The sequence below is a fragment of the Methylococcus capsulatus str. Texas = ATCC 19069 genome, assembly GCF_000424685.1.
Taxonomy (GTDB): Bacteria; Pseudomonadota; Gammaproteobacteria; order Methylococcales; family Methylococcaceae; genus Methylococcus; species Methylococcus capsulatus.
This window is the reverse complement of record NZ_AUKJ01000017.1, coordinates 71,815-86,943: the sequence shown is the minus strand read 5'-3', so window position 1 is coordinate 86,943 and position 15,129 is coordinate 71,815. Positions and strand designations below refer to the sequence as shown.

General features: G+C 64.4%; 13 protein-coding genes. 8 read left to right on the top strand and 5 right to left on the bottom strand.

Translation table 11 applies throughout. From position 1 onward, the window contains the following. Positions 1 to 22: 22 nt before the first annotated feature. Positions 23 to 640: a c-type cytochrome gene (locus tag H156_RS0104950; protein ID WP_238536908.1), complete on the bottom strand. Its 618-nt coding sequence runs from the start codon at positions 638 to 640 to the stop codon at positions 23 to 25. Between the two features lie 157 nt (positions 641 to 797). Between H156_RS0104950 and yihA the strand changes: the two genes are divergently transcribed. Continuing rightward, the gene (gene yihA, locus H156_RS0104945; RefSeq protein ID WP_010961818.1) at positions 798 to 1,430 is read left to right on the top strand and encodes a ribosome biogenesis GTP-binding protein YihA/YsxC; all 633 of its coding nucleotides are present in this window, start codon (positions 798 to 800) and stop codon (positions 1,428 to 1,430) included. Between the two features lie 141 nt (positions 1,431 to 1,571). Here yihA and H156_RS0104940 read toward each other — a convergent pair whose 3' ends face one another. Together H156_RS0104940 and H156_RS0104935 are read right to left on the bottom strand one after the other, a co-directional pair. Next, the gene (locus H156_RS0104940) at positions 1,572 to 2,834 is read right to left on the bottom strand and encodes an alpha-amylase family glycosyl hydrolase (RefSeq protein WP_017366246.1); all 1,263 of its coding nucleotides are present in this window, start codon (positions 2,832 to 2,834) and stop codon (positions 1,572 to 1,574) included. Positions 2,835 to 2,840: 6 nt separating this feature from the next. Further along, positions 2,841 to 4,814 (bottom strand): glycogen synthase, encoded by a 1,974-nt coding sequence (locus H156_RS0104935; RefSeq protein WP_248617051.1) that lies wholly within the window; start codon positions 4,812 to 4,814, stop codon positions 2,841 to 2,843. Positions 4,815 to 4,985: 171 nt separating this feature from the next. Here H156_RS0104935 and H156_RS0104930 point away from each other — a divergent pair, with 171 nt between their 5' ends. Together H156_RS0104930 and H156_RS0104925 are read left to right on the top strand one after the other, a co-directional pair. Then, positions 4,986 to 7,061: a carbon starvation CstA family protein gene (locus H156_RS0104930; protein WP_036246100.1), complete on the top strand. Its 2,076-nt coding sequence runs from the start codon at positions 4,986 to 4,988 to the stop codon at positions 7,059 to 7,061. Positions 7,062 to 7,116: 55 nt separating this feature from the next. Then, the gene (locus H156_RS0104925; RefSeq protein WP_238536786.1) at positions 7,117 to 9,552 is read left to right on the top strand and encodes a DUF3772 domain-containing protein; all 2,436 of its coding nucleotides are present in this window, start codon (positions 7,117 to 7,119) and stop codon (positions 9,550 to 9,552) included. Here the strand turns inward: H156_RS0104925 and H156_RS0104920 are convergent. Further along, positions 9,509 to 10,321 carry an inositol monophosphatase family protein gene (locus H156_RS0104920; RefSeq protein WP_017364249.1) on the bottom strand — a complete coding sequence of 271 codons (813 nt, stop codon included), beginning with the start codon at positions 10,319 to 10,321 and terminating at the stop codon, positions 9,509 to 9,511. The two genes, H156_RS0104925 and H156_RS0104920, sit on opposite strands and share 44 nt — an antisense overlap. 98 nt (positions 10,322 to 10,419) lie before the next feature. Here H156_RS0104920 and H156_RS0104915 point away from each other — a divergent pair, with 98 nt between their 5' ends. Together H156_RS0104915 and cysE are read left to right on the top strand one after the other, a co-directional pair. Beyond that, positions 10,420 to 11,163: an RNA methyltransferase gene (locus tag H156_RS0104915; protein WP_010961824.1), complete on the top strand. Its 744-nt coding sequence runs from the start codon at positions 10,420 to 10,422 to the stop codon at positions 11,161 to 11,163. Continuing rightward, a complete protein-coding gene (gene cysE, locus H156_RS0104910; RefSeq protein ID WP_010961825.1) occupies positions 11,147 to 11,932 on the top strand; it encodes a serine O-acetyltransferase in 786 nt (261 codons plus the stop codon). Before H156_RS0104915 ends, cysE begins: the two co-directional genes overlap by 17 nt. On the opposite strand, the gene H156_RS0104905 is transcribed toward cysE, so the two are convergent. Then, positions 11,910 to 12,335, bottom strand: coding sequence for a rhodanese-like domain-containing protein (locus tag H156_RS0104905; RefSeq protein WP_010961826.1), 426 nt, complete (start codon positions 12,333 to 12,335; stop codon positions 11,910 to 11,912). The genes cysE and H156_RS0104905 overlap by 23 nt on opposite strands. A gap of 444 nt (positions 12,336 to 12,779) precedes the next feature. On the opposite strand from H156_RS0104905, the gene H156_RS0104900 reads away from it, so the two are divergent. From H156_RS0104900 to H156_RS0104890, 3 genes are all read left to right on the top strand, one after another. Next, on the top strand, positions 12,780 to 13,595 hold the full coding sequence (locus tag H156_RS0104900; protein ID WP_017364251.1) for a tetratricopeptide repeat protein: 816 nt from the start codon (positions 12,780 to 12,782) through the stop codon (positions 13,593 to 13,595). Between the two features lie 16 nt (positions 13,596 to 13,611). After that, positions 13,612 to 14,250 (top strand): M15 family metallopeptidase, encoded by a 639-nt coding sequence (locus tag H156_RS0104895; protein ID WP_017364252.1) that lies wholly within the window; start codon positions 13,612 to 13,614, stop codon positions 14,248 to 14,250. Positions 14,251 to 14,350: 100 nt separating this feature from the next. Further along, positions 14,351 to 15,112 carry a rhomboid family intramembrane serine protease gene (locus H156_RS0104890; protein ID WP_017364253.1) on the top strand — a complete coding sequence of 254 codons (762 nt, stop codon included), beginning with the start codon at positions 14,351 to 14,353 and terminating at the stop codon, positions 15,110 to 15,112. The last annotated feature ends 17 nt before the right edge of the window (positions 15,113 to 15,129 follow it).

Sequence of the window (15,129 nt, the reverse complement as noted above, 5' to 3'; positions counted from 1 at the left end):
CCGGCGATGCCGACCTTCGCTGTCATTTCAGAACCGAAACGAAATCCGAAACCGCGCCGATATCCTCATCGCTCAGTTTTCCCGCGATGTCGCGCATCATCTGGTTCCGATCGTTATGCCGCTCGCCGGTCTTGAACTCGCGCAAGGCCTTGGCGACATAGGCCGAGTACTGGCCGCGCACGGCGGGAAAACCGGCTTCTCCATTGCCCTCGCCATGCGGCCCATGGCACGCCGAACAGGCGGGAATGCCCTTCCCCAGGTCGCCGCTACGGTAGAGGCGTTCGCCGGCTGAATAGTCGCCCTCCTCCTCTTCGATGTGCACGGTGCCCTTGGCGAACCAGGCGCTGAGGTCGGCGATGTCCTCGTCGCTCAGCGGCTCGGCAATGGCCGCCATGGTCGATTCGCCCCGGCTCTGGGATCTGAACTCCTGCAACTGCTTGGTCAGATAGGCGGCATGCTGACCGGCAAGCTTGGGAAAAATCGGCGCATTGCTGTTGCCGTCCTCGCCGTGGCAGCCCGAACAGGTCTCGGCCTTCTTCCTGCCCGCGGCGGGATTTCCCTCCGCGTGCGCCCAGGATCCCGCCCCCAGCGCCAGCACGCCGAAACCGAACGCCAGCGCCTTGATCGTCATTGTTTTCATCAGCGAATTATCTCAAAAAAATGGCGGGCCATGATCGGCCGGCCGCACTCATGACAAAACAGGCGCATCAAATAGGGATCGCCCCGAAAAGTCAACACCGTGCCCCATCATGGCAACCGCAGTGTAGAATGGCCCGATTACGATCGTCCTCTCCCTCGTGAAAATCCCTCCCGTATCCATACGCTACCTGCGCAGCATCCTCGAATTGAAGGACGCCCCGCCGGATCAGGGCTGCGAAGTCGCGTTCGCGGGCCGATCCAACGCCGGCAAGTCCAGTGCAATCAACACCCTGGCCAATGTCGGCGGGCTGGCCCGGGTCAGCAAGACGCCGGGACGAACCCGGATGATCAACTTCTTCTCCATCGACGACGGGCGGCGGCTGGTCGATCTGCCCGGTTACGGCTACGCCAAGGTGCCCGGCGAAATCCACCGGCGCTGGGAAGCGGCGCTGGAGCAGTATCTGCGCTACCGGCAGTCGCTGCGCGGCGTGTTCCTGCTGATGGACGTCCGCCACCCGTTCACCGAGATGGACGAAGTCATGATCGAATGGTGCGCTCACCGGAGCATCGCCCTGCACGTCGCGCTGACCAAGAGCGACAAACTGAGCCGGGGCGCGGCGATGAATGCCCGGCTCATGGCGAAAACCCGCCTTGCGGGCTACGGTTCGCCGGATTTCAGCGTTCAGCTTTTTTCCTCGCTCAAGAAGAGCGGCACCGAGGAGGCATGGGAAGTGTTGGGTCGATGGCTCGACCTGCCGAGGGAGGACCAAGAAAAAACCCCCGGAGCTTAAGAGGGGGGACACTCCGGAGGGCGTGATGACCCGGCCAGGGGGAGCCGGGGTTGCATAGGCTACTCACAAGGGAGACGATGAGTAGAGTTCGCGTCGAATCCAGACGACTTGCTTGTATTGATCACGGCGAAGCGAAAAAGTTCACTCCGTTCCAGTCACCAGGACCCGCCCCATGCCGGGAGCGAGTTCGAACTCGAACTGCACCGGAACGTAATCCAGCCGCCACTCCGGTGAAAGGTCGCGCAACGGCGTCCTTCCCTGAACGTACTGGTAAATGTCGTCGACACGAAAGCACTGACGGTTCCAGGGATCCTTGTTGAACACCAGCAGCGCCTCCTCCCCAGGCTTCCGCCCGGCCTTCCACATCAGCAGGATCGCCGGATTCGGGTACGGCAGGGGCTGCGTGACGCTGTCCTCCTGGAACACCGGACAGCGGGCCTTGACCTCATTGACCGCCCGGATGAAACCGGTGAGATCGCAGGCCGGCGGCTCCCAGTCCTCGGGCCGGGTTGCGACCACGTGCAGCGGCCGCCGGAATCCGAATTCGTAGCCGACCGGCATCATCACCCCGCCGGAGAACAGAGCGGTGAACAGGTATCGCTGCTTCAAGACGTCCACGTTGCCGTGCGCCTCCTCCATGAGCCTGGGCGTGTCGTGGCTCTCGGGAAAACCGATCGAAAGCGCGACCTCACGGGTGAGCTGGTACTGTTCCAGCAGCCAGGGACTGGAGAAATCCCACCACTTGGAGCTGTTGAAAATGGCATCGAAACCGGCCTGGGCGGTCCGCCGCGTCTGGTCCGGGGAGCACCCCAGGGTCTCGGCGACGAACACGGTATCCGGCCATTCCCGCTTGATCTCCCGGATCAGGTACTCCCAGACTTCCGGCGGCAATTGGTAAGCCGCATCGCAACGGAACCCGTTGAAGCCCAGCCGGCACAGGAAGCGCACGATTTCGAGGCAATAGGCCACCAACGCCTCACGCTCGGCCCCCGCCCGAAAATCGAACTGGGCCAAATCCTCCCACACCACCCGGTGGCCGTCCTGGTTGCAGGAGGGATGGGCGATTCGTCCGTTCTCCCTGACGAACCACTCCGGGTGGGCGCCGAGCAGGGGCGAGTCGTAGGCGCAGTGATTGATGACCAGGTCCACCATCACCCTCATGCCAAGCCCGTTCGCGGCCCGGACCATTGCCTGCACCTGCTGTTCCCCGGAAGGCTGCGCCTCGAGAAAAGCCGGATCGATGCCGAAATAGTCCTTGATCGAATACAGGCTGCCCGAACGGCCGGTCTGCTGGATCGGGTTGATGAATATCCAGTCGAAACCCATGGCCGCGGCCCGTTCGAAATGCGGCGTCCATCGGCTGAAGCGACCCGCCAGCCGGGGAAAGAGATTGTAAATCCTCATGGCCGGCTATTTGTCCCGGATATAGTGGTAAATGTTGAGATAGTCCTGCCCCGGATGGTTCCAGGAATAGTCGTAGCGCATGGCATTCTTCATCAGCTCGCGGAAGTGGTCCGGATACTGATAGTAGCAGGCGATCGCCCGGCCCAGCGCCGATTCCAGTCCGCGCTCATCGTAATCGCGGAATACGTAACCGTTGCGCTCATGCAACGGGCGGTGCGAGAAATCCTTGTCGATCACGGTATCCGCCAGACCGCCGATTTCGCGCACCACCGGAATGGTGCCATAGCGCATGGCGATCAGCTGGGTCAGTCCGCAGGGCTCAAAGCGACTGGGCACCACCATCACGTCCGAGCCAGCATAGACCAGATGCGCCAGCTCTTCGTTGTAGCCGATTTCCAGGTGGCAGTCCGGATTGTCGTTGAACTGCCGCTTCAGGCTCCAGAAATAGCCGTTGATCGCCCCGTCGGGACTGGAGCCGAGCAGGACGAACTGGCCGCCTTGCCCTAACGTATAGAACAAGGCGTGGCGGATCAGCTCGATGCCCTTCTGCGGGTCGAGCCGGCCGACGAAGGACACGATGGGTTTCTCGTTGTCGGCGAGCAGCAGCCGGTCGCGCAGCGCCTTCTTGTCGGCATATTTGCCTTCGATCGTGTCCACACTGAAGTGCACGGGGATGTGCGGGTCGATCTCCGGATTCCAGACGTCGTAGTCGATGCCATTCACCACCCCGCCGTACTTCATGTGATGGATGTGCAGGGTCGGCTCGAGTCCGAAACCCTGGCCCTGATCCTTGGCCTCCATCGCATAGCGCGGCGAAACCGTGGTCACGAAATTGGCATAGACGATGCCGCCCTTCATCAGATTGATGGCGTGGGGATTATGGTTGTCGCGAAGGCGGTCATAGTGGAAATAGTATTCCGGCCGGTCGAGTCCGGAGGCGTGCAGCACCTGCGCCCCGGTAACGCCCTGATGCTTGAAATTGTGGATGGTGAAGCAGACCCGGGGATGCCTCATCCCCATCGGCTGATAGATTTCGTACAGATAGACCGGCACCAGTGCCGTCTGCCAATCATGGCAATGAATGATGTCGGGGTTCTTGCCGGCCTTCCAGAGGAACTCCATCGCCGCCCGCGAAAAGAACGCGAAACGGAAAATGTCGTCATGGAAGCCGTACACCGCACCGCGGTTGAAGAAATTGTCCTGGGAGTGCGGCTCGATGAAAAAGCACTTGCGCCCGTGGACGAAGCCGAAATAGACAGAGCAGTGGATGGCTCCACCATACCAGGGCACCCACAAGTCATCGAAGGTGCGCTGCAGACCCCAGATTTGGTCGTAGCGCATGCAGTCGTACTTGGGCAAAATGATTTCGACGTGATTGCCGCGGATCTCCAGCTCCCGCCCGAGTCCGAACACGACGTCCGCCAGCCCGCCGACCTTCGCCACCGGCGCCAGTTCCGGCGTGACATGGACCACGAACAGGGCGGGCCGGTGCTGGATGTGAGGCGGGGGCGACGGCTCCGGCGCAACCTCGGCCCGGCTTTCCGGCATCTCCGCAGCAACCGGAGGCGACCATTCGGGCGCATGGGGGAGTTCGGGCGAATCGTCGCCGGCCGCATCCGCCTCACTCGGGGGAAGCGGGATTCCGGTTTCCACGACAGGGGGTTCGAGAGGGCCGTCCGCGACCGTTCCCGTCGCTTCCGGTACCTCCGCCGCCTCCGGGACCGTTTCCTCGGGCGCCGGTGTACCGGCTGCTGCCGGCGGCGGTGACGGAATTGCGGCGGCCCCGCCTTCCGGCGAAGCGCCCCCGCTGCCGGCGTCTGCCTTGTCGCCCGCCGCGGCATCGGTAGCGGCGGCCCGCGGTTCCGGCTCGGCCGGTCGCTCCGGTACCGGCGGCGGACCCGGGACCGGCCTGCCTACCTGGGGGGATGCTTTCGTCGCCCCGGACTGGGGGGCTCTTGGCGCTTTGGGTTTGCGAGCCATGTGGTCCTCCGGATGGCCTCTGTAGAATTCACTCGGGCAGACGTGGGTCCAGTACCGCCGACACCTACCTCGACCGCTGGTCGACTGTGCATAATACGCTGCCCTCCGCCGAACCTTCACCGGCTTCCTGGAGTACCCGGGCGAATGGACAGTCAACCAAGGAAACACACCATGCCCTCTCGCAAGCTCACCGTCGTCCTGACTTGGTCCGCCGTCGCGCTGCTCGGCGCCTCCGCACTGGGAGGAATCGCGCTAAACCGCGGTGAGTCGGTCAACAGCCTCTGGTTCGTGACCGCGGCGGTCTGCGTCTACGCCCTGGGTTATAGATTCTACAGTGCCTTTGTTGCAACCCGCGTGCTGCTGCTGGACGCCGGCCGCGCCACACCCGCCGAACGCTTCAACGACGGCCGCGACTTCGTACCCACCCACCGGTGGGTCGTGTTCGGCCACCACTTCGCCGCGATCGCCGGCCCCGGGCCGCTGATCGGCCCGACCCTGGCGGCCCAGTTCGGCTATCTGCCCGGCACGCTTTGGATATTGATCGGCGCTGTGTTCGGCGGCTGCGTGCAGGACTTCGTGGTGCTGGTGTGCTCTATCCGCCGCGACGGCCGTTCGCTCGGCCAGATGGCCCGCGACGAGTTGGGCCCCATCGGCGGCTCGGCGGCGCTCGTCGGTGTGATGGCGATCATGATCATCCTGATCGCGGTGCTCGGCCTGGTCGTGGTCAACGCCATGAAGCACAGCCCCTGGGCGACTTCGACGGTGGCGGCGACGATTCCCATCGCGGTGCTGATCGGCCTGTACATGCGCGAGATCCGCCCCGGCCGGGTGATCGAGGCGACGCTGATCGGCGTCACCCTGCTGATCATCTCGGTCGCCGGCGGCGGCTGGATCGACCACCATCCGGCCCTGCGCACCTGGTTCGACTACGACGCCCCCACCCTGGCGCTGATGATCATCGCCTATGGTTTCGCCGCTGCCGTATTGCCGGTGTGGCTGCTGCTGGCGCCGCGGGACTACCTCTCTACCTTCATGAAACTGGGCACCATCACGGCCCTGGCCGTCGCCATCCTGATCCTGCATCCCGACATCAGTATGCCGGCGCTCACCGCCTTCATCGACGGTACCGGGCCGATCTTCGGCGGCAAACTGTTTCCGTTCGTGTTCATCACCATCGCCTGCGGCGCGATCTCCGGTTTCCACGCCCTGATCTCCTCCGGCACCACGCCCAAGCTTCTGGCCAACGAGGCCGACGCCCGCTTCATCGGCTATGGGGCGATGATGATGGAATCCTTCGTGGCCATCATGGCCATGATCGCGGCGACCGTGCTCGACCCCGGCGTCTATTTCGCCATCAACAGCCCGGCCGGCGTGGTCGGCAAGGAAGCGGCCGACGCGGTGGCGACGATCTCGTCCTGGGGCTTCCCGGTCGACGTCGGGCAAATGGCGGCCCTGGCCCGGGAGATGGGCGAGGCGAGCCTGTTCGCCCGCACCGGCGGCGCCCCTTCGCTGGCCGTGGGCATGGCATCCTTGTTCGCCAGCGCGTTCGGCGACGGCCTGCTGGCGCTGTGGTACCACTTCGCCATCATGTTCGAGGCACTGTTCATCCTGACGACGCTGGACGCCGGCACCCGCGTCGCCCGCTTCATGCTGCAGGATATGCTGGGCAACTGGCATCCCGTGCTGGGACGGACCGGCTGGTATCCCGGCGTACTGTTCTCCTCGGCGCTGGTCGTCGCCGGCTGGGGCTATTTCCTGTACATGGGCACCATCGACCCGCTGGGCGGCATCAACAGCCTGTGGCCGCTGTTCGGCATCGCCAACCAGATGCTGGCCGCCATCGCCCTGTGCGTCGCCACCACCATCCTGGTCAAGACCGGCAAGGCTTCCTACGCCTGGATCACCGCCCTGCCGCTGTCCTGGCTGATCGTGGTCACCAGCAGCGCGGCCTGGGAAAAACTGTTCAGCCCCGAACTGCGCGTGGGCTTCCTGGCGCATGCCCGCGACCTGGGCGACAAGCTGGCGGCCGGCCTGCTTTCGGCGGACCAGGCCGCCAAGGCGCCGCAGCTGATCTTCAACGACTATCTGGATGCCACCCTGACCGCGGTTTTCATGGGGCTGAGCTGGATCCTGGCGGCGGACACGACGAGGGTCTGCTACTGCGTGCTCGCCGGGCGCCCGCATCCGCCCAGCAGCGAGTCGCCCCGCATCCCGAGCCGGCTGACGGAAAACTGGGTCAGAGACTGACCGGGCACGGTACGTGCTTGGCGCCCAGCATGGGACATGCAAGCTCACGGTAACGATGACTCGAATCCGCTCGAATAAATTCCGCCTCGTCTTTTCCCTGTTTCTGCTGATGGCCGCGGTGTTCGCCTCCGCCTCTGCCCAGGAACCGGCGGGCGAGAAGCCGCTGGCCTCCCAGGTCAAGGACTGGCAGGCGTTGCTCGACCGCTACGAGAAAACCCTCGCCAAAGGTGAGGTGGATGACGACCGGCTGGTCGAAATCCGGGCCGAACTGGCTTCCCTGCGCCTGGAAGTCCGTTCAGCCGCCGATCTGGCCCGGCCCCTCGTGCAATCCGCCCGAGACGAGCTGGCGGCGCTCGGACCGCCGCCCGGCGAGGGGGAACCACCGGAGGCTGCGGGCATCGCCGCCAAGCGCAAAGCCATTGCCGAACGCCTGGCGAACATGGAAGGCAGCCTGAAAGAAGCCGACCTGGTCATTACCCGCGCCGAAGGCATGACCCAACGGCTCCAAGCCCTGCGACGCACGCGCTTCACCGAACGGGTGCTGAGCCGCGGTCCCTCACCGCTCTCCCCCGCCGTATGGCGCAAGGGAATTCAGGAAATGGCGGAAGGCGCCGCGTCGCTGCGCCAGGACTTCGCAGCATGGCTGACCGGCGAAGGCGCAGCCGCCCAACTCGGCCAAATGCGCTGGCGATTGCCTCTGGCGGTCCTGACGGCCGTGGTCATCGCCTGGCCGCTGCGACTCTGGTTCGTCCGGCGCTTCGGCTACGTCGAGCTTACCGCCGAACCGAGCTATGGTCAGCGGCTCCGCACCGCGCTGGTCACCGGCGTCATCCGCACACTGATCCCCTCGGTGGCCGTCCTGGCGCTCTATCTGGGATTCACTGCCGGCGATCTGGTGTCGGACCGCGTTCAGCGCATCATCGAGCCGTTGGCGGCGATGCTGGTGACGTTCTTCTTCGTCGTGGCATTCTGCCGGGCGGCACTGGCGCCCGGCGAACCGCTGTGGCGACTGGTGGCACTCGGTGACCCCGGCGCCAAGGTCATCGCCCGCATCGTTACGGCCATGACGGCGGTATTCGCCATCGATGCCGTCGTCAACGTCTGGGGCGAGCGGTTCGAGTGGTCCGTGGAACTCATGGCCTTGCACAACTTCGTGACCGGCCTGTCGATCGCACTGCTGCTGCTGGTGCTCCTGCGGCGGCGGATTTGGGAATCCGAGCTCGGCACCGCGCGCTGGCCAGGTCTGCGCTACGCGCTGACTCTGCTCGTCTATGCCATTCCGATCGCCGCTTTGCCGGGTTACGTGGTGCTGTCGCGCCTGCTCGCCATCCAGCTCGTGCTATCGATCGGGCTCTACGTGTTGGTCACCGTGCTGACCAAGATCGGCGACGAGTTCGTCAACCATACGCTGAGCGAACACGCCATCGTCGGCAGGCATCTGCGCAGCAATCTGGAAGTCTCGCCCGAAGGCATCGATGCCCTGAATTTGTGGCTCACCGGGCTGGTCCGGCTGGGCATCGGCCTGGCTGGCATCTTGGCGCTGTTGGTTTTGTGGGGGGCAGGCGGCAGCGACCTCAGCAGCTGGCTGTACGAAGCGGTATTCGGTTTCAAGATCGGGAACATCACCGTGTCCCTGGCCGACCTGGCATTCGGCCTGCTCCTGTTCGGGGGAACGCTGATTCTGACCCGCTTTGTCCAGCGGACCCTGGAACACCGCATCCTGCCCCGCACCCGCATCGATCCGGGCGTGCAGCACAGCATCCGCACTGCCGTCGGCTACCTGGGATTCACCCTGGCCCTGATCACTCTGGTCTCGGCAGCCGGCTTCGATCTGTCGCAGCTTGCCATCATTGCCGGCGCGCTGTCGGTCGGCATCGGCCTGGGCCTTCAGAACGTGGTCAACAATTTCGTGTCCGGCCTGATCCTGCTAGCCGAGCGGCCGGTCAAGGTGGGCGACTGGATCGTGGTGGGGGAGATTCAGGGCTATGTGAAGAAGATCAGCGTACGCGCCACCGAAGTGCTCACCTTCGACAGCGCCTCGGTGTTCATCCCCAACTCCGAGCTCATCGCCCACCCGGTCACGAACCGTACCTATGCCGACAAGGTAGGGCGGATCGTGGTCCCGGTAAGCTTCACCTACGGCACCGACGCGCGGAAGGTCTGCGAAACCTTGATGCGGGTCGCCGCGGCCCACCCCAAAGTGCTGCGTCAACCCGGTCCTTCCGTGTTCTTCAAGGAGTTCGGGTCGAGTTCCATGAACTTCGAAGTCGTCGCCTTCGTCGCCGACGTCGATACCATGAAGTCGGTGACCAGTGAACTCTGCATCGAGATCGACGCCGCCTGCCGCCGCGAGGGTCTGTCCATGCCCTACCCGCAGCGCGACGTGCACCTGGACTTCGACCCGGAGCAATTGTCCTGGCTGCTGGCCAGGCTGGGTGCGCCGCCGCTCAGCCCGGACGCCCCCGGAGCGCCTCGGTCAAATGGGGTCTGATGGCTTCCAGCATGCACTCATGCAGACGCGGACTGGCGGTCAGTACATTGCCGCTCTCCATGTAGCCGTCGCCGCCGGCGAGATCGGTGACGATCCCGCCGGCTTCCTTGATCAGCAGGACGCCGGCCGCGATATCCCATTTCTGCAGTCCCAGTTCCCAGAAACCGTCGAGACGGCCAGCCGCTACGTAGGCGAGATCCAGCGCCGCCGAACCGGCCCGGCGGATGCCAGCGGTGTCACGGATCAACGCCTTCAGCATGCCCAGATAGGCGTCGAGATGGGTCTGATCCTTGAAAGGAATGCCCGTGCCGAGCAAGGCGCCGGTCAGACCGTTCAACTTGGTCACCCGGATGCGCCGGTTGTTCAGGGTGGCGCCGCCGCCACGTTTGGCGGTGAAGAGATCCTGCCGCATGGGATCGTAAATCACCCCGGCTTCAGGAACGCCGCGGTACAGCAAAGCGATGGAGACGGCGAACTGGGGGAAGCCATGCAGGAAGTTGGTGGTACCGTCGAGCGGATCGATGACCCAGACGTATTCGTTGCCCACGCCGCCCTGCCAGCCGCCTTCCTCGCCCAGGAAGACATGGCCGGGATAGGCTTTGCGCAGAATCTGCAGGATTTCCTGCTCGGCCTGGCGGTCCACTTCGCTGACGAAATCGTTCCGGCTCTTGGGCGAGATCTTCAGCGTATCGACCCGGTCGACGTAGCGGACGATCAAATCGCCGGCGGCGCGCGCCGCGCGAATGGCGATGTTCAGCATGGGATCCATAGCGAGCTGCCCTAGTTCTGTCGAAAAGCCCGATAGCCTACCAAAATTCTGATACCATTTTCCGTTCTCCCAGGCAGCCCGAGCGCAAAAACTCGACCGTGCTCTCCGATATCCGCATCGTACTGGTCGAAACCACCCATCCCGGCAACATCGGCGGCGTCGCCCGCGCCATGAAAAACATGGGCCTGAGCGATCTGGCCCTGGTTTCGCCGAAAATCTTCCCCAGCGAACAGGCCACCGCCCGCGCCTCCGGTGCCGACGACCTGCTGGCGGCCGCTCGGCTGTTCGGTTCGCTGAAAGACGCCATCGCAGACTGCCAGCTCGTCATCGGCGCCAGCGCACGCCTCAGAACCATCGCCTGGCCGGAACTCGACCCCAGAACGGCCGCGGCGGAGATCGCCGGCCTGCCGGAGGGAACCCGCAGCGCCATCGTGTTCGGGCGCGAGCATTCGGGGCTCACCAACGGGGAACTGGAGCAGTGCCACTTCCTCCTGCACATCGCTTCCAACCCGGAATTCAGTTCGCTCAATCTCGCCTGTGCGGTCCAGGTCGTCGCCTACGAGCTCTACCTCGCCGCCGGCCAGGGCGGTTCCGGCCGTCGCAGCCCCCCCCTTGCGGACGGCGAACAGATGGCCTCGTTCTTCGACCATCTGGAACGGACACTGTATGACATAAGATTCCTGCACGCGCGCAGGTCATCCCCCTCCATCATGCGCAGGCTGCGCCGCATCTTCAACAGTGCGCGGATCGAAGCCCAGGAGATCCATTTGCTGCGTGGCATCCTGACCGCTGCCCAGCTCAGCGCCGCCGGCGCCGGAACCCCCCATGCTGAAGAAAATTAGAGAAGAGTTCGGTTGCATATTCGCCCGGGACCCCGCGGCCCAGTCGTTTTTCGAGATACTGACCGTCTATCCCGGCGTCCACGCCGTGCTGATCCACCGCTTCAGCCACTGGCTCTGGAACCACGGCCTGCACTGGCCCGCGAGGGTCCTGTCCTATCTCGCGCGCTGGGCGACCGGCATCGAGATCCACCCCGGAGCGACGCTGGGCCGGAGGCTGTTCATCGACCATGGCATGGGCGTCGTCATCGGAGAGACCGCGGTAATCGGGGACGATTGCACGCTATACCACGGCGTGACCCTGGGCGGCACCAGCTGGCAGAAGGGCAAACGCCATCCGACGCTGGGCAACGGCGTGGTGGTCGGCGCCGGCGCCAAGGTACTCGGCCCCATCACGGTGGGCGACGGCGCCCGCATCGGCTCCAATTCGGTCGTGCTGCGCACCGTCCCCGCGGGCGCCACGGTGGTCGGCATTCCGGGCCACATCATCAATCCGGATCGCAGGGCGCAGGAAGCGCAGCGCCTGGCCATCGCCAGCAGACTCGGCTTCGACGCCTACGGCATGACGCCGGACATGCCGGACCCGGTCGCCCACGCCATCAATCACATGCTCGACCATATCCAGGCATTGGACCAGCAAGTCGCGAAGCTCAAGGAAGTGCTGCGGGAACGAGGAATCGACCTGGAAGAAGCCCCTCTGCCCGATCTGGACGACTGCCAACTCGACCCCGGCGAGCCGCAGGTGACCGTCAACAGTTCCCGCACGGGCTGAGCTTGTGCCCCTCGGCACTCCAGACCTGCAAGCCCTTCTCCAGATGGTAGACACGCTCGTAGCCCAGCTCCTGCGTGAGCATCTTCCCGACCATGGCGGTGCGGTTGCCTGAACGGCAGACCAGCACCACCGGCCGGGCGACATCGGGAGCGATGGCCTTGAACCGCCGCAACCAGTCGGCCGCATCGTAAGCCCCTTTGGAATCGAAGAATGTCAACGGCTTGCTTCCTTCGATCAGGCCTGTCTTGCGCCACTCCTCGGGCGTCCGGACATCCACCACCGGCACGCCTTGGACTTTCAGCGTCTCCAATTCATCGGGGGTGATACCGATGAGCTCACCGCCGAGAACCGGGGCGGCCGGTAACGTCAGCGCCAAGATTGCGGCTCGCAGCCATTTGCTCATGTTTGCCTCTAGGGTTTTCAAGGGTCTCTGGCCGAATCAGTTCGGCAGAAGCGAATCACGAATTCCTGTTCTTCCAAGCTGTGGACAAAATGCATTTTTGCGGACCGGCCGGGCGAACGACCCGTTGAGGCCGGCACCCGCCACACGCCAGGAAACGATGCCTATGATCGCCCACAACCATGCGCCAGGAAAACACATCATGCTGTTCCAAAGGGATTTTCTGCTCGATCGATGCCGGTCCATACCCGCCCGACGCCGGGAAATCAAGGTCTTGACGGGCACAGAAGCCGATGCCGACCCAGCCTATGATATCCACAGAATCTGTGGATAACCTTGTGAGCCATTTGTCGGTGACCAACTGCAGCGCGGACTGTTCAACCCGTCCGGCGATTTGCGAAAATCTCGATCAAGCCTCTGTCACACAGCCTTGTCTGAACCCTTTCGATGTCCGACTCCCCTTTTGATTTCGACCGCGACGTCATCGAGACCAGCTTCACCATCCCGGTGCTGGTGGATTTCTGGGCGCCCTGGTGCGCGCCCTGCCGCGCCCTCACACCCGTGCTGGAAGCCGTCGCCGGGCGGCTGGCCGGCCGCTTCGAACTGGTCAAGGTGAACACCGAGGAACACCCCGAGATCGCCCGGCGGTACGGCGTGCGCGGGATTCCCAACGTCAAGCTTTTCGTCGACGGTACCGTCGCCGACGAATTCACCGGCACCTTGCCCGAATCGGCCTTGGAAGACTGGCTGCAGCGCGCATTGCCCAGTCCTTACCAGGCTCGGTTGGAACAGGCCGAGGCACTGATCAGCGCCGGCCGGGCGGCAGAAGCCGAACCGGTGCTGCGCCAGATCCTTGCGGCCGAGCCGGCCTATGACCCGGCCGCCGTGCTGCTGGCCCGAGTGCTCCTCGACACCGACCCGGACCAGGCACTGGAAACGCTCAAGCCCATCGGACCGGACTCCGATCAGAGTGAAGCCGCCGAAGCCCTGCGCACCCTGGCCCGGCTGTTCGGCCTGCTGGAACACCCGGAACGGCTGGCCGAAGCCCCGGCCAAATCGGCCTACCTGGACGCGATCCGGAAGATTCGGGAAGAACGTTACGAGCCGGCACTGGCTCAGTTGATCGAACTCGTGCGCAAGGCCCGCGACTACGACGAAGGGGGTGCCCGCAAAGCCTGTGTCGCCATTTTCCGGCTGCTGGGCAATGGTCATGAACTCACCCGCCGCTACCGGGGCCAGCTTTCCAACGCCCTCTATGTCTAGGTTCGGGACCGGATTCATGACCACCGTGATGCTGATGAGTGCCGCGGTCACGGCAGCCCCGTTACAGCCCCCCGTGGAAACCGGTCCGTTCCGGCCGCCGGAACTGGTAGAGGTCACGCGGCTCGATCCCACGATCCAGCTGGACGTGCGGTATGCCACCTCCAACAACTTCGTCCACAAGCCGGTTTACACCGAACCCCGGGTCTTCCTGCAACGGCCGGCGGCCGAAGCCGTGGTCAGAGTCAACGCCCGGCTAAAACCGCTGGGCTATGGCTTGATCCTGTTTGATGGCTATCGCCCCTGGTCGGTGACACGGACATTCTGGGAGTCGACCAGCGGCATCCAGCGGATGTTCGTGGCCGATCCCCGCGAAGGCTCGCGTCACAATCGCGGCTGTGCCGTCGACTTGAGCCTCTACGATCTGGAAACCGGGCAGGCGGTGACCATGCCGTCCGATTACGACGAGATGACCGAGCGCGCGTACCCCACCTATGAAGGCGGTGCGGCGGCAGCCCGCGAACACCGCGACCGGCTGCGTGCCGCAATGGAAGCCGAAGGCTTCAGCGTTCATCCGCGGGAATGGTGGCATTATGACTATGCCTTGTGGCGGGAATATGCCATCCTCGACGTACCGTTTTCCGCCCTCGGGCACTGAACATTCCTAGCGCCCTGCCGCCCGATCCCAGCGGGGGACCGGACCCGATGCGGCCGCGGCCGGGCGCCGACCATCACTCGAACCGACCCAGGGGACAGCCATGTTTCCGTTGCGTGACATCAACCCGGCCCTGCACCGCCCCATCGCCGTCATGCTGATCCTGCTGGTCAACGCCGGCGCCTGGACGCTGGTACAGGGATTCGGACAGGATCTGCCGCTGGCTCGATCGCTTTGCGAGTACGCGCTCATTCCCGGAGAATTGCTCGGGCTGGCGCCGGTCGGCACCGTGATCCCGGTCAGCCCGAATTTCGCCTGTCAGCTCGAAGGCGATGCATCGGCTTGGACCCTGGTCACCCATATGTTCCTGCACGGCGGCTGGTTCCACATCATCGGCAACATGTGGTTTCTGTGGGTGTTCGGCGACAACGTGGAAGACGCGATGGGACCGCTGCGCTTCGTCGCCTTTTATGTGCTGTGCGGCCTGGCGGCGGCGGCGGCGCAGATCGCCTCCGACCCGGGCGCCGCCGTGCCGATGGTTGGCGCTTCCGGCGCCATCGGCGGCGTCATGGGCGCCTACGCCCGCCTCTACCCCCGCACCCAGGTCATCACGCTGATTTTCCTGGGCTTCTACTGGACTACCGTCGCCATCCCGGCCTTCGCCATGCTCGGCTACTGGTTTCTCATCCAGCTCATCAGCGGCCTGCCCGCCCTCGGCAGCACCAGCGGCGGGGTGGCGTTCTGGGCCCATGTCGGCGGTTTCCTGGCCGGCGTCCTTCTCATCGGCCCCATGCACCGGCCGGATTATCTCATCCGGCGGGCTCAGCAGATGGAACGCAGATTTTTCGACTCAAGGCATTTCTGAAACCCCTGGGAGCGCGC

Coding starts and splice junctions, on each gene's coding strand:
- cysE (WP_010961825.1), top strand. CDS start 11,147: ATGCTGAAGAAAATTAGAGAAGAGTTCGGTTGCATATTCGCCCGGGAC.
- H156_RS0104905 (WP_010961826.1), bottom strand. CDS start 12,335: ATGAGCAAATGGCTGCGAGCCGCAATCTTGGCGCTGACGTTACCGGCC.
- H156_RS0104920 (WP_017364249.1), bottom strand. CDS start 10,321: ATGGATCCCATGCTGAACATCGCCATTCGCGCGGCGCGCGCCGCCGGC.
- H156_RS0104900 (WP_017364251.1), top strand. CDS start 12,780: ATGTCCGACTCCCCTTTTGATTTCGACCGCGACGTCATCGAGACCAGC.
- H156_RS0104940 (WP_017366246.1), bottom strand. CDS start 2,834: ATGAGGATTTACAATCTCTTTCCCCGGCTGGCGGGTCGCTTCAGCCGA.
- H156_RS0104950 (WP_238536908.1), bottom strand. CDS start 640: ATGAAAACAATGACGATCAAGGCGCTGGCGTTCGGTTTCGGCGTGCTG.
- H156_RS0104935 (WP_248617051.1), bottom strand. CDS start 4,814: ATGGCTCGCAAACCCAAAGCGCCAAGAGCCCCCCAGTCCGGGGCGACG.
- H156_RS0104895 (WP_017364252.1), top strand. CDS start 13,612: ATGACCACCGTGATGCTGATGAGTGCCGCGGTCACGGCAGCCCCGTTA.
- H156_RS0104930 (WP_036246100.1), top strand. CDS start 4,986: ATGCCCTCTCGCAAGCTCACCGTCGTCCTGACTTGGTCCGCCGTCGCG.
- H156_RS0104925 (WP_238536786.1), top strand. CDS start 7,117: ATGACTCGAATCCGCTCGAATAAATTCCGCCTCGTCTTTTCCCTGTTT.
- H156_RS0104890 (WP_017364253.1), top strand. CDS start 14,351: ATGTTTCCGTTGCGTGACATCAACCCGGCCCTGCACCGCCCCATCGCC.